This window comes from Streptomyces sp. NBC_01261 (genome assembly GCF_036226385.1).
GTDB lineage: Bacteria > Actinomycetota > Actinomycetes > Streptomycetales > Streptomycetaceae > Streptomyces.
On the sequence record NZ_CP108463.1, the window covers coordinates 3,958,145 to 3,981,921 of the forward strand.

Sequence of the window (23,777 nt, forward strand, 5' to 3'; positions counted from 1 at the left end):
CCATCCGCCCACACCCACGTTGACGCGGACAGGAGCGGTCATGCCCGCCACGCACCACTCGTCACCACCCTCGACACCCGGCACGGCCACACCCCCCGTGAGCCCCGCCGGCACGGCTCCACCCGCCCCGGAGCCACCCTCCGCGGACGGCACATCGCCCGGCATCGGACGCATCCCCGTCCTCGATGTCCGGCCGGTCGTCCAGCACGGCCACCGGTCCGCCAAGGCGGTGACCGGTGAGGCGTTCGAGGTCTCGGCCATCGTCTTCCGCGAGGGCCACGACGCGGTCTCCGCCAACGCCGTCCTGTACGACCCGGACGGCCGCCCCGGCCCGTGGACCCCGATGCGGGAGCTCGCCCCGGGCTCCGACCGCTGGGGCGCCACGGTCACGCCCGGCGAACCCGGCCGGTGGACCTACACCGTGGAGGCCTGGAGCGACCCGGTCGCCACCTGGCGCCACCACGCCCGGATCAAGATCCCGGCCGGCATGGACACGGAGCTGGTCCTGGAGGAGGGCGCGCGCCTGTACGAACGCGCCATCTCCGGCGTCCCGAAGGGCAAGGGCCTCCGCCCCGTCCTCCGCGCCGCCGTCACCGCCCTCCGCGACGAGACCCGCCCGCCCGCGTCCCGCCTCGCCGCCGCGCTGACGCCGGAGGTGGACGGAGTACTGGCCCGCTATCCCCTGCGGGAACTGGTCACGACCTCCGAACCCCGACCGCTCCTGGTCGAGCGGGAGCGGGCGTTGTACGGCGCCTGGTACGAGTTCTTCCCGCGCTCCGAGGGCACCCCGGCCCAGCCCCACGGCACGTTCCGTACGGCGGCGAAACGCCTGGACGGGATCGCGGCGATGGGCTTCGACGTCGTCTACCTGCCGCCGATCCATCCGATCGGGAGCACCTTCCGCAAGGGTCCGAACAACACCCTGTCCGCGGGGAGTGAGGACGTCGGTGTCCCCTGGGCCATCGGTTCCCCCGAGGGCGGCCACGACGCGGTCCACCCCCAGCTCGGCACGCTGGAGGACTTCGACGCGTTCGTCGCGCGGGCCGCCGAGCTGGGCATGGAGATCGCGCTGGACTTCGCGCTCCAGTGCTCGCCGGACCATCCGTGGGTGGAGAAGCACCCGGAGTGGTTCCACCACCGCCCGGACGGGACGATCGCGTACGCGGAGAACCCGCCGAAGAAGTACCAGGACATCTACCCGATCGCCTTCGACCGGGACCTGGACGGACTCGTCACCGAGACCGTCCGCGTGCTGCGGCACTGGATGGACCACGGGGTGCGGATCTTCCGCGTGGACAACCCGCACACCAAGCCGGTGGTGTTCTGGGAGCGGGTGATCGCGGAGATCAACGGCACCGACCCGGACATCATCTTCCTGGCGGAGGCGTTCACGCGCCCCGCGATGATGGCCACCCTGGCGCAGGTCGGGTTCCAGCAGTCGTACACCTACTTCACCTGGCGCAACACGAAGCAGGAACTCACCGAGTATCTGAGCGAGTTGTCGGGCGAGGCGGCGGCCTACATGCGGCCGAACTTCTTCGTGAACACCCCGGACATCCTCCACGAGTTCCTCCAGGACGGCGGCCGGCCGGCCTTCGAACTGCGCGCGGTCCTCGCCGCCACCCTCGCCCCGACGTGGGGGGTGTACAGCGGGTATGAGTTGTGCGAGAACACACCGTTGCGGCCCGGCAGCGAGGAGTATCTCAACTCCGAGAAGTACCAACTCCGTCCCCGCGACTGGGTGTCGGCCGAGCGGGAAGGACGTAGCATCGCGCCATTGCTGGGCAAGTTGAACGACATCCGGCGCCGGAGCCCGGCGTTGCGGCAGCTGCGCGACCTCCACTTCCACGATGTGGATCAGGAGGCGGTGATCGCGTACTCGAAGCGGAGCGGTTCGAACACGGTTCTGGTGGTCGCGAACCTCGACCCTCACCACACCCAGGAGGCCACGGTCTCGTTGGACATGCCGCAACTCGGCCTGGAATGGCACGAGTCGGTGCCGGTGCGCGACGAGCTCACCGGTGAGACCTATCACTGGGGCAGGGCCAACTATGTGCGCCTGGAGCCGGGTAACCGGCCCGCACACATCCTCACCGTCCTGCGACCGTCCCCGCAGATCGGAGGGTCACCCACCATATGATCGTCAACGAGCCCGTCCCGGACACCTTCGAGGACACTCCCGCCAAGGACCGGGACCCCGAGTGGTTCAAACGCGCCGTCTTCTACGAGGTCCTGGTCCGCTCCTTCCAGGACAGCAACGGCGACGGCGTCGGTGACCTCAAGGGCATCACCGCCAAACTCGACTACCTCCAGTGGCTCGGCGTCGACTGCCTCTGGCTACCCCCCTTCTTCAAATCCCCCCTGCGCGACGGCGGTTACGACGTCTCCGACTACACCGCCGTCCTCCCCGAATTCGGCGACCTCGCCGACTTCGTCGAGTTCGTCGACTCCGCCCACCAACGCGGCATGCGCGTCATCATCGACTTCGTCATGAACCACACCAGCGACCAGCACCCGTGGTTCCAGGAGTCGAGGAAAGACCCCGACGGCCCCTACGGCGACTACTACATGTGGGCCGACGACGACAAGCAGTACCCCGACGCCCGCATCATCTTCGTCGACACCGAAGCCTCCAACTGGACCTTCGACCCCGTCCGCAAGCAGTACTTCTGGCACCGCTTCTTCTCCCACCAGCCGGACCTCAACTACGAGAACCCGGCCGTCCAGGAAGAGATCATCTCGGCGCTGAAGTTCTGGCTGGACCTGGGTATCGACGGCTTCCGGCTGGACGCGGTCCCGTACCTGTTCGCGGCCGAGGGCACCAACTGCGAAAACCTTCCGGCAACCCACGAGTTCCTCCGCCGGGTGCGCAAGGAGATCGACGCCCAGTACCCCGACACGGTGGTGCTGGCCGAGGCGAACCAGTGGCCCGAGGACGTCGTCGACTACTTCGGCGACTTCCAGAGCGGCGGCGACGAGTGCCACATGGCATTCCACTTCCCGGTCATGCCGAGGATCTTCATGGCGGTCCGCCGGGAGTCCCGCTACCCCGTCTCGGAGATCCTGGCCAAGACCCCGGCGATCCCGTCCAGCTGCCAGTGGGGCATCTTCCTGCGCAACCACGACGAGCTGACCCTGGAGATGGTCACCGACGAGGAACGCGACTACATGTGGGCGGAGTACGCGAAGGACCCGCGTATGCGCGCCAACATCGGCATCCGCAGGCGCCTGGCCCCTCTCCTGGACAACGACCGCAACCAGATCGAACTGTTCACGGCCCTGCTCCTGTCCCTCCCCGGCTCGCCGATCCTCTACTACGGCGACGAGATCGGCATGGGCGACAACATCTGGCTCGGCGACCGCGACGCCGTGCGCACGCCGATGCAGTGGACACCGGATCGCAACGCAGGTTTTTCGTCCTGTGACCCCGGCCGACTGTCGCTGCCGACCATCATGGATCCCGTCTACGGCTACCAGGTCACCAACGTCGAGGCGTCGATGTCGTCGCCCTCCTCGCTGCTGCACTGGACGCGCCGCATGATCGAGATCCGTAAGCAGAACCTGGCGTTCGGGCTGGGTTCGTACCGGGAGCTGCCGTCGTCCAATCCGGCGGTGATCGCGTTCCTGCGCGAGTACGAGGACGACCTCGTGCTGTGCGTGAACAACTTCTCCCGGTTCGCGCAGCCGACGGAACTGGACCTGCGGGCGTTCAATGGGAGGCATCCGGTCGAACTGTTCGGCGGGGTGCGTTTTCCGGCCGTAGGAGACCTGCCGTACTTGCTGACGCTGGCGGGGCACGGCTTCTACTGGTTCCGGCTCCGCAAGGAAGCCGCCTAGATCGCTGCCGGATCCGTGCTGGATCCCGGTGGGGCGGGGCGGTTTCGGTTTCCCCCGCCCCGCCCGGGGCACGCAACAGTGACACCCCGACCCACCCCCGGGGAAAGGAATGTGACACCTATGGCGGAGACTGTCACAATTTCCGGCCGGACCAGTCCGGGTCCCGGTCCGGACCTCCTCGCGTCACTCGACCCCCTCCTGCGGGAGTGGCTGCCCAGGCAACGGTGGTTCGCGGGCAAGGGCCGTCCCGTCACGGGTTTCACGCTGGTGGCGGCGACCGAGCTGCTCCCGATGGACGGCAACAAGCCAGGCCTCCACCACCTCCTGGTCCAGGCCCACCAATCCCCCGCCCCCGGCGACTGCTACCAACTCCTCATAGGCGTGCGCGAGGCGCTGCCACCCCGGCTCGCGCCCGCGCTCATCGGACATGTGGAGGAGGGCCCACTCGCCGGTCACACGGTGTACGAGGCCCTGTACGACCCCCGGCCCGCCGAGGTGCTCCTGGAGGCGCTGCGCACCCAGGCCCGCATCGGCGGGCTGCGCTTCGAACGGGCCCCGGACGCCCCGGACATCGGCCCCGGCCTGACCCCCCGCCTCATGACCGCCGAACAGTCCAACTCATCGGTCGTCTACGGCGACACGTACATCCTGAAGCTGCTGCGCCGGATAGTCCCCGGCACCAACCCGGATCTGGAACTCCCGCTGGCCCTGGCATTGGAGGGCTGCCCCCGGGTACCGGCCCCGACGGCGTGGCTACGGGCGGAGCTCGCCGACGAGCCCTACGTCCTGGGAGTCCTCCAACCTTTCGTACAGGGCGCGGCGGACGGCTGGGAACTGGCACTGAGCGAGTTGTCCAAGGGCGAGGACTTCGGCGCGGAGGCGAGGTCACTGGGCAGGGCGACGGCGGAGGTCCACGTGGCCCTGGCACGAGCGCTGCCGACGATGACCTTGGGCCACGCACAACTGGAACAGCTGGTCACCGGCATGACCGACCGCCTGGACGCGGCGGCACAGGCGGTCCCGGCACTCCGCCCGTACGCCCCTGGCCTGCACTCGGCGTTCTCGGCCTTGGCGGACCTGGCGGCGGAGGGTCACACCTGGACCGCCCAACGCATCCACGGCGACCTGCACCTGGGCCAGTGCCTGCACTCGCCGTCCGGTGAATGGTCCCTGATCGACTTCGAGGGCGAGCCGTCCCGGCCCCTCGCGGAACGCCGTATGCCCCAGCCTCCGGTACGGGACATCGCGGGGATGCTCCGTTCCTTCGACTACGCGGCCCACTCGACGACACCGGCGGCGCCGGGCTGGGCGGACATGTGCCGGGCGGCGTACTGCTCGGGGTACGCGGAGGTGACGGGGGTGGATCCGCGGACGGATCCGGTGCTGCTGCGCGCGTACGAGACGGACAAGGCGATCTACGAAGTCCTCTACGAGGCCCGCCATCGTCCGGACTGGCTCCAGGTCCCCTTGTCAGCGGTCCGCCGCCTGGCCAACCCCGACCCCACCACCTGACCCACCCCGCCCTCACCCCGCCCAGGAGGCTCCACCCGTGACCCCGCGTCCCCCGTCCAACGGTTCTGATCCAAAGCCGAGGAAGAAAACGGCCGAGGGGAAGAGCGGTACGGAAGTGCAGCCGACGGCTTCTGGGAAGGAGCGGGGCGGTGGCGGCGGCGTGAAGCGGGCCGCCGGTGCTGCGGAGAAGGCTGCGGGTGAGGGGGCGGTGGGCAAGAGGGCTGCCGGCAACAAGGCAGCGGGTGAAAAGGCTGCGATCAAGAAGGCCCAGGCCAAGAGGGGTGCGGGCAAGGGGGCGGCTGCGGAGAAGGCGAGCGGCGGGACGGAGAGCGCCGCCGCGAAGAAGGCGGGGACGAAGGGGGCGGCGGCTGAGACGGCTGCGCCCGGGAAGGCCGGCACGGCCGGGGCCAAGAGGGCGACTTCGAAGGGCGCGTCGGCTGAGACGACAGGGTCCGAAAAGGCCCGAGTCAAGACGACGAAGAAGAACACACCGGCCGAGGCGACCGAGCCTGCGAAGGCGACAGCCAAGAAGACGGCGCCGAAGAACGCGCGGACTGAGACCCCCAACCCGGGAAAGTCCGGAGCCAAAACGGCGAGGAACGACACGCCGGCCGAGGCGACCGAGCCCGGGAAGGCCGCGGCCAAGAGGGCGACGACCAAGAAGGCCGGCACGAAGAAGGCAGCGGCGACCAAGAACGCCGTGGCGAAGACTGGTTCGGCGGAAGAGACCTCGGCGACAAAAGCTGCGACGGAGAAGGCCATGACGAAGACGGGCGCCGCGAAGACCGGTACGGCGAAGAGGACGAACGTGACGGCGAAGATCCCGGCGGAGACGGGCTCGACAGAAGAAGTCGTGGCGGAAACGAGCAGCGCGAGGAAGACCGTGACGAAGAGGGCCGCAGCGAAGAAGGGCGTGACCAAGAAGGTCGCCGCCAAGAAGGGTGCCGGGAAGAAGAACTCGGCGAAGAAGGGCCTGGCCAGGAAGACGATCGCGGCCGACGAGAAGCCCGCGCGGAGGATGGTGAGTGCCGACACGGGGGCGGACTCTCCCTCACCGGACGGGGAGACCGCCGAACGAGAGGGGGCGGCTTCTCCCGCGCGGGAAAGCGCCGCGCCCTTGCCGGAGAGGGCAGATTCCGCACCGGAGCAGGGGGCTTCCGCACCGCAGCAGGAAGGTTCCGCAACAGAGCAGGCGGCCTCCACACCGCAGCAGGCGGCTGCTGACCCCGGCGTCGCGTCCGCCCCGGAACCGGAGCCCACGTCGGAACCGGAGCCCACCCCGGAGTCGGAGCCCACGTCGGAACCGGAGCCCACCCCGGAGTCGGAGCCCGCCTCGGAGTCGGAGCCCACCTCGGAACCGGAGCCCACCTCGGAGTCGGGGCCCGCCTCGGAACCGGAGCCCACCTCGGAGTCGGGGCCCGCCTCGGAACCGGAGCCCACCCCGGAGTCGGGGCCCACCCCGGAACCGGAGCCCACCCCGGAACCGGAGCCCACCCCGGAGTCGGGGCCCACCCCGGAACCGGAGCCCACCCCGGAACCGGAGCCCACCCCGGAGTCGGGTCCCACCCCGGAGTTGGCCACACCGCTGGCAGCAACCGAGGCCGCAGAGCCGACCACGTCCTCGACACCGCCCACCGCACCGGCTCCGTCTCCGACACCGCCCACCGCACCGCCGACCGCACCGGCTCCGGCACCAGCACCAGCACCAGCACCAGCACCAGCACCAGCCGTGCTGCCTGCTCCCGACGACACCTCGGAGTCGGAGTCGGCCACACCGGCAACCCCGTCCACCTCGCCGATCACCCCGGCCCCGGCGGAGCCCACCCCAACCCCCACCATCTCGCCCGCCCTGGACGCCCCGGACCGTGACCGCCTCCTCCACGGAACCCACCACGCCCCCCACTCCGTACTCGGCGCCCACCCGGTCCCCGGCGGAGTAGCCTTCCGCGCATTCCGGCCGTTCGCCCTCGGAGTCACCGTCGTGGCAGGGCAGTTGAAGGCCGAGCTGCATGACGACGGGGACGGGTTCTTCTCCGGGTTGCTCCCCCTTCACGGTGTGCCGGAGTATCGGCTCGCCGTGGCCTACGAGGGCACCCTGCAGGAGGTCGAGGACGCCTACCGGTTCCTCCCCGCGCTCGGTGATCTGGACCTGCACCTGATCGGTGAGGGCCGGCACGAGGAGTTGTGGCAGGCGCTCGGGGCGCGGACGATGACGCATCAGGGGGTCACCGGCACCCGCTTCACCGTGTGGGCACCGGACGCGCAGGGCGTCCGCCTCGCCGGTACCTTCAACTTCTGGGACGGGACGGGCGCCCCGCTGCGCTCACTCGGCGGCACCGGTGTCTGGGAACTGTTCATGCCGGGTGTCGGCGAGGGCGAGCTGTACAAGTTCGAGATCACCCGGCCCGACGGGTCGAAGACGATGCGCGCCGACCCGATGGCCCGCCGCACCGAGGTCCCGCCCGCCACCTCCTCGATCGTCCACGCCTCGCACTACGAGTGGAACGACGAGGAATGGATCGCCCAGCGCACCGAACTCCCCGCCCACAAAGCACCCTTGTCCATCTACGAACTCCATCTCGCCTCCTGGCGACCGGGCTTGACGTACCGCCAGCTGGCTGACCAACTCCCGGCCTACGTCAAGGACCTGGGCTTCACCCACGTCGAGATGATGCCGGTCGCCGAGCACCCCTACGGCGGCTCGTGGGGTTACCAGGTCACCGGCTTCTACGCCCCGACCGCCCGCCTGGGCACCCCCGACGACTTCAAGTTCCTGGTCGACGCGCTGCACCAGGCCGGTATCGGCGTCCTGATGGACTGGGTCCCGGCCCACTTCCCGCGCGACGACTGGGCGTTGGCCGAGTTCGACGGCCGCCCCCTGTACGAGCACGAGGACCCGCTCCGGGCCGCGCACCCCGACTGGGGCACGCTGGAGTTCGACTTCGGCCGCCGTGAGGTCCGCAACTTCCTTGTGGCGAACGCCGTTTACTGGTGCGAGGAGTTCCACATCGACGGCCTGCGCGTGGACGCGGTCGCCTCGATGCTCTACCTCGACTACTCACGCGAACCGGGCCAGTGGACCCCGAACGAGCACGGCGGCCGGGAGAACCTCGATGCCGTCGCCTTCCTCCAGGAGATGAACGCGACCGTGTACCGCAGGGTGCCCGGTGTCGTGACCATCGCCGAGGAGTCCACCGCCTGGGACGGCGTCACCCGCGCCACGCACCACATCGGACCCGGCGGATTCGGCGGCCTGGGCTTCGGGTTGAAGTGGAACATGGGCTGGATGCACGACTCGCTCGACTACATGTCGCACGAGCCCGTCCACCGCAAGCACCACCACCACGAGATGACCTTCTCGATGGTCTACGCGTACAGCGAGAACTACGTCCTCCCCATCTCCCACGACGAAGTGGTCCACGGCAAGCGCTCGTTGGTGTCGAAGATGCCCGGCGACTGGTGGCAGCAACGCGCCAACCTCCGCGCCTACCTGGCCTTCATGTGGGCCCACCCCGGCAAGCAACTCCTCTTCATGGGCCAGGAGTTCGCCCAGGGCGCGGAGTGGTCGGAGACCCACGGCCCGGACTGGTGGCTCCTCGACCCCGCCTACGGCGCCGAGGCCGACCACCGAGGCGTACGCGACCTCGTCCGCGACCTCAACACGGTCTACCGCCACACCCCCGCCCTCTGGCAACTCGACACCGACCCGACCGGCTTCCAGTGGATCACCGGCGACGCCGCCGAGGACAACGTCTTCGCCTTCCTCCGCTACGACACCGACGGCTCCCCCCTCCTCGCCGTCAGCAACTTCGCCCCCGTGGTCCGCCACGACTACCGCCTGGGCACCCCCGACGACATCCCCGCCTGGCACGAAACCCTCAACACCGACACGGCCCTCTACGGCGGCAGCGACATCACCAACCCGGACCCCATCAAGCCAGAACCCCAACCGTGGCACGGCCGCCCGACCAGCATCCGAGTCACCTTGCCCCCGCTCGCGACGGTCTGGCTCCGCCCGGCCTAGCCGCTCGCGTCCATCGACGCCGGCCGGGACCTCTTCAACCCCGGCCGGCAAACCCCGGCCCATCCGGTACTCGCCGACGCAGGCCGGCACTAGTCAGCCCGTTGGGGGTCCCCCCTCTGGGGGAGTCCGAGGACGAGGCCCCTTCAGGGCCGATGGGGGTCCGGGGGCGCAGCCCCCAGGGGCGCCCACACCAACACCAGCCCCCTCACACCGCCCCCGCCTCCGCCAAGCTCAGCGGCAGCGCCCCCGTATGCAACACCCCCAACCGCTGCGTGGCCCGAGTAAGCGCCACGTACAGATCACTCGTCCCGTACCGCCCCGGCTCGACGACCAACACCGAGTCGAACTCCAGCCCCTTGGCCTGCCGAGGATCGAGCAGGACGACACTCCGCGTCAGATCCGGCTCCTCCCCCGCCGTCACCCCGTCCAGCCGCGCAGCAAGCCGCCGATGCAGATCCCGCGGCGCGATCACCGCCAAACGCCCCTCCGCAGGCGTGAGTTCACCCACGGCCTTGGCCACAGCACCCGGCAGATCGTCAGTGGCCCGCACCCAAGGCCGTACGCCGGTGGACCGCACCGAACTCGGCGGCTCGAAGCCAGGATTATCCGCGCGGACGACCGCCGCCGCGAGGTCCATGATCTCGGCGGGCGTGCGGTAGTTGACGCCTAGGCGGGTGTGGTCGTATCGGTCCTCGACGTACGGGGCGAGGATCTCCGACCAGGACCCCACACCCGCCGCCTCCGCCGTCTGCGCCGGGTCGCCGACCAGCGTCATCGACCGCGTGGGACTCCGGCGCATCAGCAACCGCCAGGCCATCGGCGAGAGTTCCTGCGCCTCGTCGACGATGATGTGCCCGAACGCCCAGGTACGGTCGGCCGCCGCGCGCTCGGCGGCGCTGCGGTGGTCCTCCTCCTCGTGCCGCTCCGCGAAGCGCTCCGCGTCGATGATGTCGTGCGCCGACAGCACCTCGGAACCCTCGGGATCGCCCTCCTCCTTGTCCTCGAACTCGAACGTCCGGGACGCGAAGGACACGTCCAACACCCCCTGCGCGAACGACACTTGCTCCTCGCGCTCCCGCTGGGCCCGCGCCACCCGCACCCGGTCGTCCCGCCCGAGAAGCTCCGCGGCCTCGTCCAGCAGCGGCACGTCCGCCACGGTCCACTCGCGCGTCACCGGGCGGCGGATGGCGTCCGCGTCGTCGTCGGAGACGTAGCCCACGGGGTCGGCGAGGAAGTCCGCGACGAGGTACTGCGGGGTCAGCCGCGGCCACAACTGGTCGATGGCGGCCCAGACTTCGGGGTTCTCGGCGAGTTCGTCGCGGATCTGGGTGATGTCGCTGGGGTCGAGGAGGTTGCTGCCGTCGAAGGGGTCGGTGCCGATGCGTTCGGCGACCATCTCGGTGAGCGTGTTGAGGATGTGGCCCTCGAAGTGCTCCCGGGCCGCGTTGTGCGGGAGTTGGGCCTCGCGCGCGCGGTCGCGGGCCACCCGTACGAGACCGTCGTCGAGCATCAGGATCTCGCGGTCGTGCTCGATCGCGATCACCGGGTCGGGCAGCGACTGCCAGTCGCGTACGACGGCGGCGAGGACGTCGGCCATGTCGGCGCGGCCCTTCACGGCTGCCGCCGCCCGGGTGTCGGTGGCCGTGGCCTTCACGCCGGGGAACAGTTCGCCGACGGTCGCCAGCAGCACGCCGGTCTCGCCGAGCGACGGCAGCACCTCGCCGATGTAACCGAGGAACGCGGGGTTCGGACCGACGATCAGCACGGCGCGCTTGGCGAGCAACTCCCGGTATTCGTAGAGGAGATACGCGGCCCGGTGCAGCGCGACGGCGGTCTTGCCGGTGCCGGGGCCGCCCTCGACGACGAGCACCCCGCGGTAGGGCGCGCGGATGATCTCGTCCTGTTCGGCCTGGATGGTCTGCACGATGTCGCTCATCCGGCCGGTGCGCGCGGAGTTGAGCGCGGCGAGCAGGACGGCGTCGCCGCTCGGGTCCTCGTGGCCGGTGCGGGTGGCATCGCCGAGATCGAGGATCTCGTCGTGCAGGGCGGTGACGCGGCGCCCGTCGGTGGTGAGGTGCCGGCGGCGGCGCAGGTCCATCGGGGTGTGGCCGGTGGCCAGGTAGAAGGGGCGGGCGACGTCGGCCCGCCAGTCGATCAGGATCGGCGTGAGGTCGGCGTCGTCGGAACGGATGCCGATGCGGCCGATGTGGTGGGTGGTGCCGGAGGTCAGGTCGATCCGGCCGAAGCAGAGCGAGCCGTCCACGGCGTTCAGCGCGGCGAGCAGACCCGAGCGCTCGGCGACCAGGATGTCCCGCTCCAGCCGGGCCTGCATGGGCGTGTTGCCCTGCCCGAGGGCGTCCGTGACGGAGTCCTCGGTGGCGCCGCGCAGCGCGTCCACGCGTGCGTACAGACCGTCGATGAATTCCTGCTCACCGTGAATTTCATCGCTGTTTGACAATTCCACTCCCGGACATATATACTGTGCTCACTAAGCCTCTTTGCGACCTAATTCCCATGAAGTCGCGAACCATTGAATATACGCAAAAGAATCCCCCGAGCGCAATTGCGCGGGGGATTCTTTCGTGTCAGGGGTTCAGATCACATCGGCCAGTTCCTCCAGCAGCCGGCGCTTGGGCCTGGCCCCCACCATGGCCTTCACCGGCTCACCACCCCGGAAGACCATGAACGTGGGCATCGAGAGGACCTTGTAGGCGTTCGTGGTCTCCGGATTCTGATCCACGTTCAGCTGCACCACTTTCAGCCGATCCGCCTCCTCGGCGGCGAGGGCCCGCAGTACCGGTCCCATCTGCCGGCACGGAGGACACCAGTCCGCCGTGAACTCCACCAGCACCGGCAGATCCGCCCGGATCACCTCCGCGGTGAAATCCTCGTCCGTAACGTCCGTAACGCCGCTCACAGTTCCCGCCCTCCCAGTTCGCACAGCGGCGCCGGCTCCTCCACCGTCGCCAGCCGCACCCCGATCTCCGCCCGCACCGCCTGCAACTCCCCGATCAGGGAATCCAGTTCGGCCAGCTTCCGGCGATAGACGGCGAGCGAGGCCGGGCACGAGTCCCCCTCGGGATGCCCGGCCCGCAGACACTCCACGAAGGGCCGCGTCTCCTCCAGGTCGAACCCGAAGTCCTGGAGGGTCCTGATCTGCCGCAGCAGCTTCAGATCACCCTCGTCGTACGTCCGATACCCGTTACCGCCCCGCCGCGCGGGCAACAGCCCCCGCGCCTCGTAGTACCGCAACGCCCGCGTCGTGGTCCCGGCCCGCGCGGCCAACTCGCCGATTCGCATGTCTACGACGGTAATCCTTGCCGTCGACGTCAAGGCAACGTCACCGACGTCACCGATGTAAGCGACGACACCGACGACAGGGCAACGCGGCTCGTCCCCGTAGCCGTCACACCATGACGCCGGCCGAGGTCTCCACCTCCAGCAGGGACGCGCTCTCCCGCTCCTCGTCGAAGGCCTTCCGGCCGCCGCGCAGCCCGAACAGCCGCTTGGCGAGGGCGATATAGAGGACGGCGAGGATGTTGAGGACGAGGGTGGCGATCTTCAACCAGCTGATGTGTTCGGTGAGTTCGTAGATCTCCAGCGGGAGGAACGCGGCGGTGGCGACCACCGTCAGGTACTCCGCCCAGCGCTTGGCGTACCAGAGTCCGCCGGCCTCGACGAGTTCGATCAGCGCGTACGCCAGCAGCAGGACGGCGACCAGGACCAGCGTGGAGTGTTTGTAGCCGAAGGTCTTCTGGATGGTGCCGACGATCGGCGAGTGGTCGAGGTCGTAGTGGAAGTGCCTGAAGACGGGCCGGAAGACGTCGAGGTACTCGTCGAAGAGCTGGCGCACCGAGTCCTGGCTGTTGCTGAACTTCCATACGGCGGCGGCGACCAGCACGATGAACACGCCGCGCACGGCCCGCTCGATGGCGAGGAACCGCAGGATGAACAGGTCCCGCAGCACCTTCCCACGCGGCACCAACGGAGCGTGCTCGGCGGGCCCCGAACCGTGCGGTTCGCCGAGGACGAAGTCGCCGCAGCGCAGACAGCGCCAGGCCTCCCCGAACCCGGTCTCGGCGCGCAGCCGTTCCCGCAGTGCCGTCTCGTCGGGCGCGTAGGTCGCGTGCCCGTGCCGTGCGCAGTGCCGCCGGTCCCAGTCGATCTTCATGCCCATGGCCCCCGTGACTCCCACCGAACGCGAACGTGCCGTGCGCGCCGGAGGTTTCCGGCACGGCACGGCACGCTAGTACATCCCTACTACGTCTCTGTAAGGACCGGGCGGCTGAGCGACGGGGGGACACCCAGCCGCCCGGCGTCGGCGGGGCGTCCGGACCGTGTTCAGGTCGGCCCGGGCACCCCGTGTCCGAGGGGGTCAGGCCTTGGCGAGTTCCTTCTCGCCGCCCTGCTCCGGTACGGCGTCGAGGTGGTCGTCGCCGTCCTTCGCGTCGAGCAACGTCTTCTCGTCGAAGGGCAGTTCACCCGCGAGGACCCGGTTCACCCGCTCCTTGTCGACCTCGCCGGTCCAGGTGCCGATGAGCAGCGTGGCGACGGCGTTGCCGGCGAAGTTGGTGACCGCGCGGGCCTCGCTCATGAAGCGGTCGATGCCGATGATCAGGCCGACACCGTCGACCAGCGCGGGTTTGTGCGACTGCAGACCACTGGCGAGTACGGCGATACCGGAGCCGGAGACACCGGCCGCGCCCTTGGAGGCGACCATCATGAAGAGCAGCAGGCCGATCTGCTGACCGATGCTCATCGGCTGGTCCATCGCGTCGGCGATGAACAGCGAGGCCATCGTCAGGTAGATCATCGTGCCGTCGAGGTTGAAGGAGTAGCCGGTCGGCACGGTGATGCCGACGACCGGGCGGCTGACACCCAGGTGCTCCATCTTCGCGATGAGCCGCGGCAGCGCGGACTCGGAGGAGGAGGTGGAGACGATCAGCAGGAACTCACGGCCGAGGTACCGCAGCAGCTGGAAGAGGTTGACCTTGGCGACCAGCTTGGTCAGCGTGCCGAGCACGACGACGATGAACAGCGCACAGGTGATGTAGAAGCCGAGCATGATCGTGCCCAGCGCCTTGAGCGCGTCCATACCGGTCTCGCCGATGACCGCGGCCATCGCGCCGAAGGCACCGACCGGCGCGGCCCACATGATCATGCCGAGGATGCGGAAGACCAGCTTCTGGATGTACTCGACACCGCGCAGCACCGGCTCACCGGTCCGGCCCATGGCCTGCAGCGCGAAGCCCGCGAGAAGCGCGATCAGCAGCGTCTGGAGGACCTGGCCCTCGGTGAACGCCGACACGAAGGTGGTCGGGATGACCCCGAGCAGGAAGTCGACCGGGCCCTCGGCGGCGGCCTGGGCCTGCGTGTGCCCGACGCCCTTGACGGCCTCGGTCAGGTGCATGCCGCTGCCCGGGTGGATGATGTTGCCGACGACCAGGCCGATGGCCAGCGCCACGAACGACATCGCGATGAAGTAGGCGAGCGCGAGCCCGCCGACCTTGCCGACCTGCGCGGCCTTCCGTACGGAGCCGACGCCGAGCACGATCGTGCAGAAGATGATCGGCGAGATCATCATCTTGATCAGCGCGACGAAGCCGGTACCGAGCGGCTTCAGCTCCTCGGCGAAGTCCGGCGCGGCGAACCCGACGGCGATGCCGAGGGCGACCGCGACGATCACCGCGATGTAGAGGTAGTGGGTGCGGTCCCGCTTCACGGGCGGTGCTGCGGGTGCGGCAGGTGCGGGTGCGGGGGTGCTGGCCACGGCTGCCCTCCTTGACGACGTCGTCGGCATCATCCGGCGTGCGGCTCACGACCGGCGGAACCCGGGTGGCGAGTGCGGCTCACGTCCGGGGATTCATGGGTCTTACGGGTTGTACGGGTTCTACGGCGGTCCGCACCGATCCGATGCGCTGTGCGGCCTGGTCCGGGAGGCGGCTGCTTCCGGGGTTGCGGTGACTATCTCCCGCCTTGTGAGGCCGGTCACCCTTGCGTTCATTTAGTTCGCGCCGAACAGGAGAGGCACACTGACGACATGCGCTTCCCGCACGTCCCCCGTCCCCGCAGCCTCGCCGGCCAGCTCTTCGGCATGCAGGCCGTGCTGATAGCGGTCGTCGTCGCCGGGTACGCGCTGTTCACCTACGTCAGCGACCGCAGCCAGGCCGAGGACGCGGCGGGCCGCCAGGCCATGGCGGTGGCACGGTCGGTCGCGGACTCGCCGTCGGTGGTGGCGGCGATCGGTACGTCGAACCCCACCACGCACCTGGAGTCGTACTCCCTGAAGGTCCAGCGGGACACCCAGGTCGACTTCATCACGATCATGAATCCGCAGGGCATCCGCTGGACGCACCCGGACAGGACGCAGATCGGCAAGAAGTTCCTCGGCCACATCGGGCCCGCCCTGAAGGGCGACTCCTTCACCGAGACCTACACGGGCACCCTCGGCGCGTCCGTCCGCGCGGTCACCCCCGTCTACGACACCGACGGCACCCGGATCATCGGCCTGGTCAGCGCCGGCATCCGGGTCGAGGCGATCACGCAGCGGGTGCAGGACCAGGTGACGGCGCTGATCGGGGTGGCGGCCGGTGCCCTGGCACTGGGTGCCGTAGGGACGTACGTCGTGAACGCCCGCCTGCGCCGCCACACCCACGGCATGAACGCGGCCGAGCTGAGCCACATGCACGACTACCACCAGGCCGCGCTGCACGCGGTACGCGAAGGGCTGCTGATGCTCGACGGTCAATACCGGGTGGCGCTGATGAACGACGGCGGACGGGAGTTGCTGGGCGTCGGGCCGGACGTGGACGTGGTGGGCCGCTCGGTCGCGAGCCTCGGCCTGCCGGCACCGCTGACGGGCGCGCTGCTGTCGTCCGAACCGCGCGTGGACGAGGTGCATCTGACGGCGTCCCGGGTGCTGGTGGTGAACACGTCTCCGGTGTCGGGCGGCGAGCGCCGCGGAACGGTGGCGACACTCCGGGACGTCACCGAACTCCAGTCCCTGATGGGCGAGTTGGACTCCGAACGGGGCTTCACACAGGCACTGCGCTCACAGGCCCACGAGGCGGCGAACCGGCTGCACACAGTCGTCTCGCTGATCGAGCTGGGGCGCGCGGAGGAGGCGGTGGACTTCGCGACGGCGGAGCTGGAGCTGGCCCAGACGCTCACGGACCAGGTCGTCTCGGCGGTCAACGAGCCCGTGCTGGCTGCCCTGTTGCTCGGCAAGACGGCCCAATCGAACGAACGGGGCGTGGAGTTGGTCGTATCGGAGGACAGCGGCCTGGACGACGGCCTGCTGCCGGACTCACTCCCCGCGCGAGACCTGGTGACCATCTTCGGAAACCTGATCGACAACGCGGTGGACGCGGCACAGGGAAGCCTGCGGGCACGGGTCACGGTGACGGCGCGCACGGAGGCGGGCGCGGACGGCTCCGCGCTGGTGCTGCGGGTCGCGGACACGGGCGCGGGGGTGGATCCGGCGCACGCGGAGGCGGTGTTCCGACGCGGCTTCTCGACGAAGCCGGCGGGTCCGGGGGGTCGGGGGCTGGGGTTGGCGTTGGTGCGGCAGGCGGTGAACCGGCATGAGGGGACGTTGACGGTGGCCGAGGCGGAGGGGGGCGGGGCGGTGTTCGAGGTGCGGTTGCCTTTGTGGGGGACGGATGTGGGTTCGGGTGCGGATGGTGCCCGAGCGTCGTCCCAGGGTTCTGTTTCCAGAGGTGGCAACTGATGAGTACGGCCGAGCCGATCCGCGTCCTGATCGTCGAGGACGATCCCGTCGCCGCCGACGCGCACGTCATGTACGTGGGCCGAGTACCGGGGTTCGTGGCCGTGGGCAAGGCGCACACGGGGGCGGAGGCACGGCGGGCGCTGGAGCGGACGCAGGTGGACCTGTTGCTGCTGGACCTGCATCTGCCGGACGCGCACGGGCTCCAACTCGCGCGGTCCCTACGGGCCGCCGGGTATCACGCCGACGTCATCGCGGTGACCTCGGCGCGGGATCTGGCCGTGGTGCGCGAGGGGGTGTCGCTGGGGGTCGTGCAGTACGTGCTGAAGCCGTTCACGTTCGCGACGCTTCGGGATCGGCTGGTGCGGTACGCCGAGTTCCATGCGGCGGCGGGTGAGGCGAGTGGTCAGGACGAGGTCGACCGTGCGCTGGCTGCGCTGCGGGCGCCGTCGCCTGCGGCGCTGCCCAAAGGGTTGAGTGCGCCGACGTTGGAGCGGGTGACGGTCACTCTGCGGGATTGCGGGGAGGGGCTTACCGCGGCGGGGGTTGCGGAGGCTGTGGGGATTTCTCGGATTACTGCTCGGCGGTATCTGGAGCATTTGGTGGAGGCGGGGCGGGCGGCACGGAGTCCGCAGTACGGGACTGTGGGGCGGCCTGAGTTGCAGTATCGGTGGGTCAAGGGGTAGGCGGGCGGGGCTAGTTGAAGGGCCGCGCGTAACTGAGGACCTGGTGGCCGAGGCCGACGACGATGAGCGCCTCGGCCACGGACAGGACGAGCAGGCCGGCGGACGTCTGCCCCGCGAACCAGTAGACGACGAGCCCGGCGAGCGGAACGACGCAGAACGCCAGCAGGTCGATCACACCCTGGATGACCTTGCGGGAACGGCGGCGGCTGTCGGAACGGTGGGCGGTCTCCCAGGCGAAGACCGCCTGGGAGTCGGCGAGTTCGGCGAGCCGGGGTCCCAGGTCCTCCCGTACATACGTCCCGATCGCGGAGATCTTCTCGTCGTTCACGAGGTAGGTCCAACCGAGCACGACACACACCGGGGGCAGCGCGAGCAGCATCTCGGACTGCTTGGCCTGGGCCGCGGCGGCGATGACGGCGGCGACGACGGTGAGGGTGACGTAGAGGAGGTTGTCGCGGAAACCGATACGGGTCTTCTGCTCGTCCTTGACGGTCTGGTACTCGGCGAGGAGCAACTGGCCCACCGTGACGTCCCGTTCCGGCATTGCCTCGCCTCTCCCCCGAGTGGTGCCAACACAGCATCTGCGCAGGCGACTTGGAAGTACCTTAAGGGAGTGTCTGAGATGCCTGAGTTTCAACCCACTGTCGCGGTGCTGACCGCGCTGCCGCTGGAGTACACAGCCGTGCAGGCCCATCTCACGGACATACGGAAGCGGGAGCATCCGCGAGGCACCCGGACCGCGATCGGCCAACTCCCCGGCACACCCTGGGCCGTCGCCCTGGTCGAGATGGGCGAGGGAAACCTGACGGCCGCCGCGCTCACCGAGCGCGTGATGACGTGGCTGGAGCCGGAAGCGGTGCTGTTCGTGGGGGTCGCCGGAGGCCTGAAGAGCGACATCGGGCTGGGCGACGTCGTAGTGGCGACGAAGGTGTACGGCATCCACGGCGGCAAGGAGACACCGGAGGGCTTTCTCGTGCGGCCGGAGGCGTGGCGGGCGTCGCACCGGCTGACCTCGGCCGCCCGGGAGGCGTTGCGGGACGACCCCCACGCCCACCTGAAGCCGATCGCCGCGGGCGATGTCGTCCTGGCCGCACCCGAGTCCGCGCTCGCGGAACACCTGCGGAGGCACTACAACGACGCGGCGGCCATCGAGATGGAGGGCTCGGGGGTGGTGAGCGCCGTGGATCTCGCGGGCGGTGACGCCCTGGTGATCCGGGGCATCAGCGACCGGGCCGACGCGGACAAGTCCCGTACGGACGGGGAGGGTTGGCAGCCCCGGGCCGCCGAGAACGCGGCGGCTGCCGCGGTGGCGGTGCTGCGGGAGCTGCGGCCGTTCCGTGGTGGGCGGGTCGGGGGTTCCGACAGGGAGGTCGAGGACTCCGAGGAGGGGCCCCATCGGGGGGCGACGGGGGCTACGGGGGCCACGTACGGAGGGGATCACCTCGACTTTCGGGGGAGCACCTTCAATGGGCCGTTCGTTGCCAAGCGGGTGGGACGGGAGGACGGGGAGCGGTAACGGCGGGGCGGGGCGCGGGTCCGTTCACGGTCCTGTGCCGGTTGCCACTGCCGCGTTGCCTGCGGTGCCGCCGGGGTTTACCGGGCGGGACGAAGACTTGGCACGGCTGTTTCCCGTACTGGACCCGGCCGCCGAGTCCGATCTGCCGGTGGTGATCTGCGCGGTGTCCGGGCTTGGCGGGATCGGGAAGACGTCGCTGGCGTTGTGTGCGGCCCATCAGGCGGTCAGGGACGGGTGGTTTCCGGGCGGGACTCTGTTCGTCGACTTTCGGGGGTACGACGAGGATCCGGTTACGGCGGATCAGGCGGTGGTCGCGTTGTTGGACGGGATGGGGGTGCGGGGGGCGGATCTTCCGCAGACGGTGGCGGGGCAGTACGGGTTGTATCGGCGGCTGTTGGGGGAGGAGGGGCGGTCGATGTTGTTGCTGCTCGACAATGTCTCGGATCCGGAGCAGGTGAGGCCTCTGATCCCTGGAACCGATCATCACCGGGTGCTGGTCACCTCGCGGGACCGGCTCACCGAGTTGGACGCTCAGCTCATCGACCTCGATGTCCTCAAACCGGAGGATGCCACCGACCTCATCAGCAGGTCCTTGCGGCTCAGCGACCGCGGCGACGATCGGGCGACGCGTGAACCGGAGGCTGTCTCGGAGCTCGCCACGCTCTGCGGCCACCATCCGCTCGCGCTGAGGATCACCGCCGGCATGCTGCGGAAGCGCCGCCACCGTTCCGTCGCGTCCCTCGTGAAGGAGTTGCGGGGTGCCGAGGACGTGACGGCGGCTGTCGGACTCCGCCCGCTCTTCGAAGCGGCGTACCGGCAACTGCCGTCTGAGCAGGCGAGATTGCTGCGTCTGCTCGCCTTGGCTCCGGCGGCGGAAGTCGGCGGTGAAACGGCCGCTGCGATGGCGGACCTCAGCGTCGGCCGGACGTTCGACCTGCTCGAAGAGCTTGCCGCAGCCCACCTTGTCACGCCTGTTCCGACAGGGGCGGGCGTGCGGTGGCGGTTGCATGACTTGGTGCGGGCGTTCGGGGCGGGTGTGGTTCAAGGGGATACGGGGTTGCGGGATGAGGGGGAGGCTGCGCGGGAGCGTGTGCTGGAGTTCTACCACCGGTGGGCGGATGCGGCGGATGACCGGTTGCAGTGGCTGCCGGGGATGCCGGAGCCGGAACTGTTCGCGGACCGGCCGGGGGCGTTGGCGTGGCTGGATGGTGAGCGGGCGGGTCTGGTGGCGGTGGTGCAGTGGGCGCGGGAGGAACGTTATGGAGACACGGCGATACGGCTGTCACAGTGCCTGGCGCACTATCTGGACTGGCGGCGCGCTTTCGACGACGAGATCACGGTCTGCGCTGCCGCGCGGGAAGCCGCCCACCGCGCCGGTAACCGGGTGGGCGAGGCCATCGCGTGGAACAACCTCGGTAACGCCCTGCGGCAGACGGGCCGGGCGGAGGAGGCCATCGACGCCCACACCCGCGCCCGCGACCTGTTCCAGGCGGCCGGGGACCGCCCTCGCGAGGCCACCGTTTGGGGCAACCTCGGCAGCGCTCTGAGGGAGGCGGGCCGGGCGAGGGAGGCCATCGACGCCCATACCCGGGCCCGCGACCTGTTCCAGACCGTCGGGGACCGCCACCGCGAGGCCATGGCGTGGGACCACCTCGGCCTCGCCCTGCAGCAGGCGGGCCGGGCGGGACAGGCCATCGACGCCCACACCCGGGCCCGCGACCTCATCCAGATCGTCGGGGACCGCCACCGCGAGGCCAGTTTGTGGAACAACCTCGGCGTCGCCTTGCGTGACGCGGGCCGGGTCGATGAGGCGATTGAGGCGTACGAAAAGGCCCTGGAGGGCTACCGGGAGTTCGACGACTGGTACCGGACGGGCAACAGCCTCTCCAACCTGGCCCTCGCCCACCAGCAAGCAGCCCGCCCCGCCGAGGCCCGCATCCACTACCTCCAGTCCGCCGACGCCTACACCCGAGCCAACGCCCCCACCGAAGCCGCCACCGCCCAATCCCGCGCAGACTCATTGACCTGACTAGACCACTCCACTTACCTTCACCGGGCAGCCATCCGCCCAGGCCACAACGTAGTGAGCCCGTAGGAGGTCATGCCCGTGCGCCCCACCGCCGCCAGCCCCCACCGAACTGCCGTACTCACACCCCTAGTTGCTCTCGCCGCCCTCTCCCTCGCCGCGACAACCCTCACCGCCTGCAGCAGCGGATCCGGGAGCGACCCAGACACGGTGAAGATCTCCTTCAAGCAGTCGACGGACAACTCCATCAAGGTGATGGACACCTACCTCGCCGACATGAAGAAGCAGTTCGAGAAGCAGTACCCCGGCAAGAAGGTCGAGCTCGTCCCGATCAAGGCCCCGGACTCGGAGTACTACACCAAGCTCCAGCAGATGCTCCGCTCGCCGAAGACCGCCCCGGATCTGGTCTACGAGGACACGTTCCTCATCAACAGCGACATCACCTCCGGCTACCTCAAGCCCCTCGACCCGTACCTCGACAAGTGGCCGGACTGGGACCAGTTCATCGACACGTCGAAGTCCGCCGCCAAGGCCGAGGACGGGAAGACGTACGGCGTCCCGGACGGCACGGACACCCGCGGCCTCTGGTTCGACAAGGGGATCTTCAAGAAGGCGGGCCTGCCCGCGAATTGGCAGCCGAAGACGTGGGACGACGTGCTCGCCGCTGCCCGCACGATCAAGCAGAAGGTCCCGAACGTCACCCCGCTCAACGTCTACACCGGCAAGCCAGCCGGCGAGGCGGCCACCATGCAGGGCTTCGAGATGCTGCTCTACGGCACCAACAACGGCTCCACGGACCCCCTTTACGACAAGTCGTCGAAGAAGTGGATCGCCGGCGGCCAGGGTTTCAAGGACGCGCTCTCCTTCGTCCACACGGTCTACAAGGAGAAGCTCGGTCCGGACGTGTCCGACGCCCTCGACCCCAACATCCAGACCTACGTGGCCGGTGAACTGCTCCCCAAGGGCAAACTCGGCATCGCGCTGGACGGATCGTGGCTGCCCCAGGCCTGGTTGAAGGGCAGCGGGCATGAATGGCCGGACTGGTCAAAGGAGTTGGGCCTCGCGTACATGCCCACCCAGCAAGGCCAGGCGCCCGGCAAGGTGAGCATGTCCGGCGGCTGGACCTGGGCGATCCCCGCCAAGGCCGGCAACCCCGACCTCGCCTTCGACTTCATCAAGACGATGCAGACGAAGGCGAACGCGGAGAAGTGGTACATCGCCAACTCCGGTATCTCCGTGCGGAAGGACGTCGCCGCGGACCCCGCCTACGCGACCGCCCAGCCCGGCATCAAGTTCTTCACGGACCTGGTCGCGAGCACGCACTACCGCCCCGCCTACCCGGCGTACCCGAAGGTCTCGACCGCCATCCAGGAGGCGATGGAGGGCGTGACGACGGGCGACATGTCGGTGGACAAGGCGGCGAGTTCGTACGACGACGAACTCAAGTCGGCCACGGACAACCAGGTCACGCAGAAGTGACCACCGCACCCCGGCAAGCGGCGGGCCCGGACGTGACGAAGTCCGACTCGGGCCCGGGCCCGGGCCCTCGACAGTCCGCGCACCAGCAGCGCCCCCGCAATGACCACCACACCCTCCGCCGCGTCCTCACCCACCTCCTCCCCCTCTCCCCCGCCCTGATCCTCCTGCTCCTCTTCCTGGCCGTCCCGATCGGCTACTGCGCCTACATCGCCTTCACCAATCTCCAACTCACCGGCCAGGCCCACTCGTCGTTCGTGGGCTTCGCGAATTTCCGTACGGCCTTCAAGGACGCGGAATTCATCAACGCGGTATGGCTGACGCTGGTGTTCACGGTGTTGTCGTCGCTGGTCGGCCAGAACACCCTCGGCCTGGCGCTCGCCACCCTCATGCACCGCGCGTCGAAACCGGTCCGCACCATCACGGGCGCGATCGTGATCACGGCGTGGGTACTCCCGGAGGTGGTGGCGGGCTTTCTCCTCTACGCCTTCTTCCGCCGCGAGGGCACCCTGAACGCCATCCTGGACTGGCTCCATCTCCCGTCCCAGAACTGGCTGTTCACACTCCCGATCCTCGCGGTGTCCTTCGCGAACGTATGGAGGGGGACCGCCTTCTCGATGCTGGTCTACTCAGCGGCCCTGGACGAGATCCCCAAGGAGATCACGGAAGCGGCGGAGGTCGACGGCGCGGGCGGCTGGCGCCGGATGTGGCACATCACGCTGCCGATGATCCGCCGCTCGATCGGCACGAACCTCATGCTCAACACCCTCCAGACCCTGTCCGTCTTCGGCTTGATCTGGGTGATGACGAGAGGCGGCCCGGGAAACAAGAGCCAGACCCTCCCCCTCTACATGTACGAACAGGCCTTCCAGAACAGCATGATTGGCTACGCCACGGCGGTCGCCCTGCTCCTGCTCCTGGTCGGCTCGCTCTTCTCGGTGATCTACATGCGCCTGCTGCGAACGGAGGTCTGA

At 69.2% G+C, this 23,777-nt stretch carries 17 protein-coding genes; 10 read left to right on the forward strand and 7 right to left on the reverse strand.

The genetic code is table 11. From position 1 onward, the window contains the following. Positions 1-40: 40 nt before the first annotated feature. The 3 genes from OG226_RS16960 (at position 41) to OG226_RS16970 (ending at position 5,349) form a co-directional block, all read left to right on the forward strand. Complete coding sequence (locus OG226_RS16960) at positions 41-2,140, forward strand: alpha-1,4-glucan--maltose-1-phosphate maltosyltransferase (protein ID WP_329349359.1); 2,100 nt, start codon at positions 41-43, stop codon at positions 2,138-2,140. Beyond that, the gene (gene treS, locus OG226_RS16965) at positions 2,137-3,837 is read left to right on the forward strand and encodes a maltose alpha-D-glucosyltransferase (protein WP_328678955.1); all 1,701 of its coding nucleotides are present in this window, start codon (positions 2,137-2,139) and stop codon (positions 3,835-3,837) included. Before OG226_RS16960 ends, treS begins: the two co-directional genes overlap by 4 nt. A 120-nt stretch (positions 3,838-3,957) precedes the next feature. Further along, positions 3,958-5,349, forward strand: a complete 1,392-nt coding sequence (locus OG226_RS16970; protein ID WP_328678956.1) for a maltokinase N-terminal cap-like domain-containing protein — start codon at positions 3,958-3,960, stop codon at positions 5,347-5,349. A 12-nt stretch (positions 5,350-5,361) separates the two neighbouring features. On the opposite strand, the gene OG226_RS16975 is transcribed toward OG226_RS16970, so the two are convergent. Continuing rightward, complete coding sequence (locus tag OG226_RS16975; protein ID WP_329353753.1) at positions 5,362-6,984, reverse strand: hypothetical protein; 1,623 nt, start codon at positions 6,982-6,984, stop codon at positions 5,362-5,364. Here OG226_RS16975 and glgB point away from each other — a divergent pair. After that, positions 6,935-9,373, forward strand: a complete 2,439-nt coding sequence (gene glgB, locus OG226_RS16980; RefSeq protein WP_443066997.1) for a 1,4-alpha-glucan branching enzyme — start codon at positions 6,935-6,937, stop codon at positions 9,371-9,373. The two genes, OG226_RS16975 and glgB, sit on opposite strands and share 50 nt — an antisense overlap. A gap of 205 nt (positions 9,374-9,578) precedes the next feature. Here glgB and OG226_RS16985 read toward each other — a convergent pair whose 3' ends face one another. From OG226_RS16985 to OG226_RS17005, 5 genes are all read right to left on the reverse strand, one after another. Next, positions 9,579-11,813, reverse strand: coding sequence for a HelD family protein (locus OG226_RS16985; RefSeq protein ID WP_329353415.1), 2,235 nt, complete (start codon positions 11,811-11,813; stop codon positions 9,579-9,581). 153 nt (positions 11,814-11,966) lie between these two features. Further along, on the reverse strand, positions 11,967-12,290 hold the full coding sequence (gene trxA / locus OG226_RS16990; RefSeq protein WP_328678957.1) for a thioredoxin: 324 nt from the start codon (positions 12,288-12,290) through the stop codon (positions 11,967-11,969). Next, a complete protein-coding gene (locus tag OG226_RS16995; protein WP_328678958.1) occupies positions 12,287-12,673 on the reverse strand; it encodes a MerR family transcriptional regulator in 387 nt (128 codons plus the stop codon). Before OG226_RS16995 ends, trxA begins: the two co-directional genes overlap by 4 nt. 106 nt (positions 12,674-12,779) lie before the next feature. Beyond that, a complete protein-coding gene (locus tag OG226_RS17000) occupies positions 12,780-13,544 on the reverse strand; it encodes a DUF2127 domain-containing protein (protein ID WP_328686335.1) in 765 nt (254 codons plus the stop codon). A 204-nt stretch (positions 13,545-13,748) separates the two neighbouring features. Continuing rightward, positions 13,749-15,176: a cation:dicarboxylate symporter family transporter gene (locus OG226_RS17005; protein ID WP_403590646.1), complete on the reverse strand. Its 1,428-nt coding sequence runs from the start codon at positions 15,174-15,176 to the stop codon at positions 13,749-13,751. 237 nt (positions 15,177-15,413) lie between these two features. On the opposite strand from OG226_RS17005, the gene OG226_RS17010 reads away from it, so the two are divergent. Both OG226_RS17010 and OG226_RS17015 read left to right on the forward strand, forming a co-directional pair. Continuing rightward, a complete protein-coding gene (locus OG226_RS17010) occupies positions 15,414-17,102 on the forward strand; it encodes a sensor histidine kinase (RefSeq protein WP_328678959.1) in 1,689 nt (562 codons plus the stop codon). Beyond that, positions 17,102-17,785, forward strand: a complete 684-nt coding sequence (locus tag OG226_RS17015; RefSeq protein ID WP_328678960.1) for a response regulator — start codon at positions 17,102-17,104, stop codon at positions 17,783-17,785. Before OG226_RS17010 ends, OG226_RS17015 begins: the two co-directional genes overlap by 1 nt. 10 nt (positions 17,786-17,795) lie before the next feature. Here the strand turns inward: OG226_RS17015 and OG226_RS17020 are convergent, their stop codons facing one another. After that, positions 17,796-18,329 (reverse strand): hypothetical protein, encoded by a 534-nt coding sequence (locus OG226_RS17020; protein ID WP_328678961.1) that lies wholly within the window; start codon positions 18,327-18,329, stop codon positions 17,796-17,798. A 78-nt stretch (positions 18,330-18,407) separates the two neighbouring features. Between OG226_RS17020 and OG226_RS17025 the strand changes: the two genes are divergently transcribed. The 4 genes from OG226_RS17025 (at position 18,408) to OG226_RS17040 (ending at position 23,777) form a co-directional block, all read left to right on the forward strand. Continuing rightward, positions 18,408-19,301: a 5'-methylthioadenosine/S-adenosylhomocysteine nucleosidase gene (locus OG226_RS17025; protein ID WP_329349360.1), complete on the forward strand. Its 894-nt coding sequence runs from the start codon at positions 18,408-18,410 to the stop codon at positions 19,299-19,301. A gap of 97 nt (positions 19,302-19,398) precedes the next feature. Beyond that, positions 19,399-21,330: a tetratricopeptide repeat protein gene (locus OG226_RS17030; RefSeq protein WP_329349361.1), complete on the forward strand. Its 1,932-nt coding sequence runs from the start codon at positions 19,399-19,401 to the stop codon at positions 21,328-21,330. 72 nt (positions 21,331-21,402) lie between these two features. Further along, on the forward strand, positions 21,403-22,806 hold the full coding sequence (locus OG226_RS17035; protein ID WP_329349362.1) for an extracellular solute-binding protein: 1,404 nt from the start codon (positions 21,403-21,405) through the stop codon (positions 22,804-22,806). Then, a complete protein-coding gene (locus OG226_RS17040) occupies positions 22,803-23,777 on the forward strand; it encodes a carbohydrate ABC transporter permease (protein ID WP_329349363.1) in 975 nt (324 codons plus the stop codon). Before OG226_RS17035 ends, OG226_RS17040 begins: the two co-directional genes overlap by 4 nt.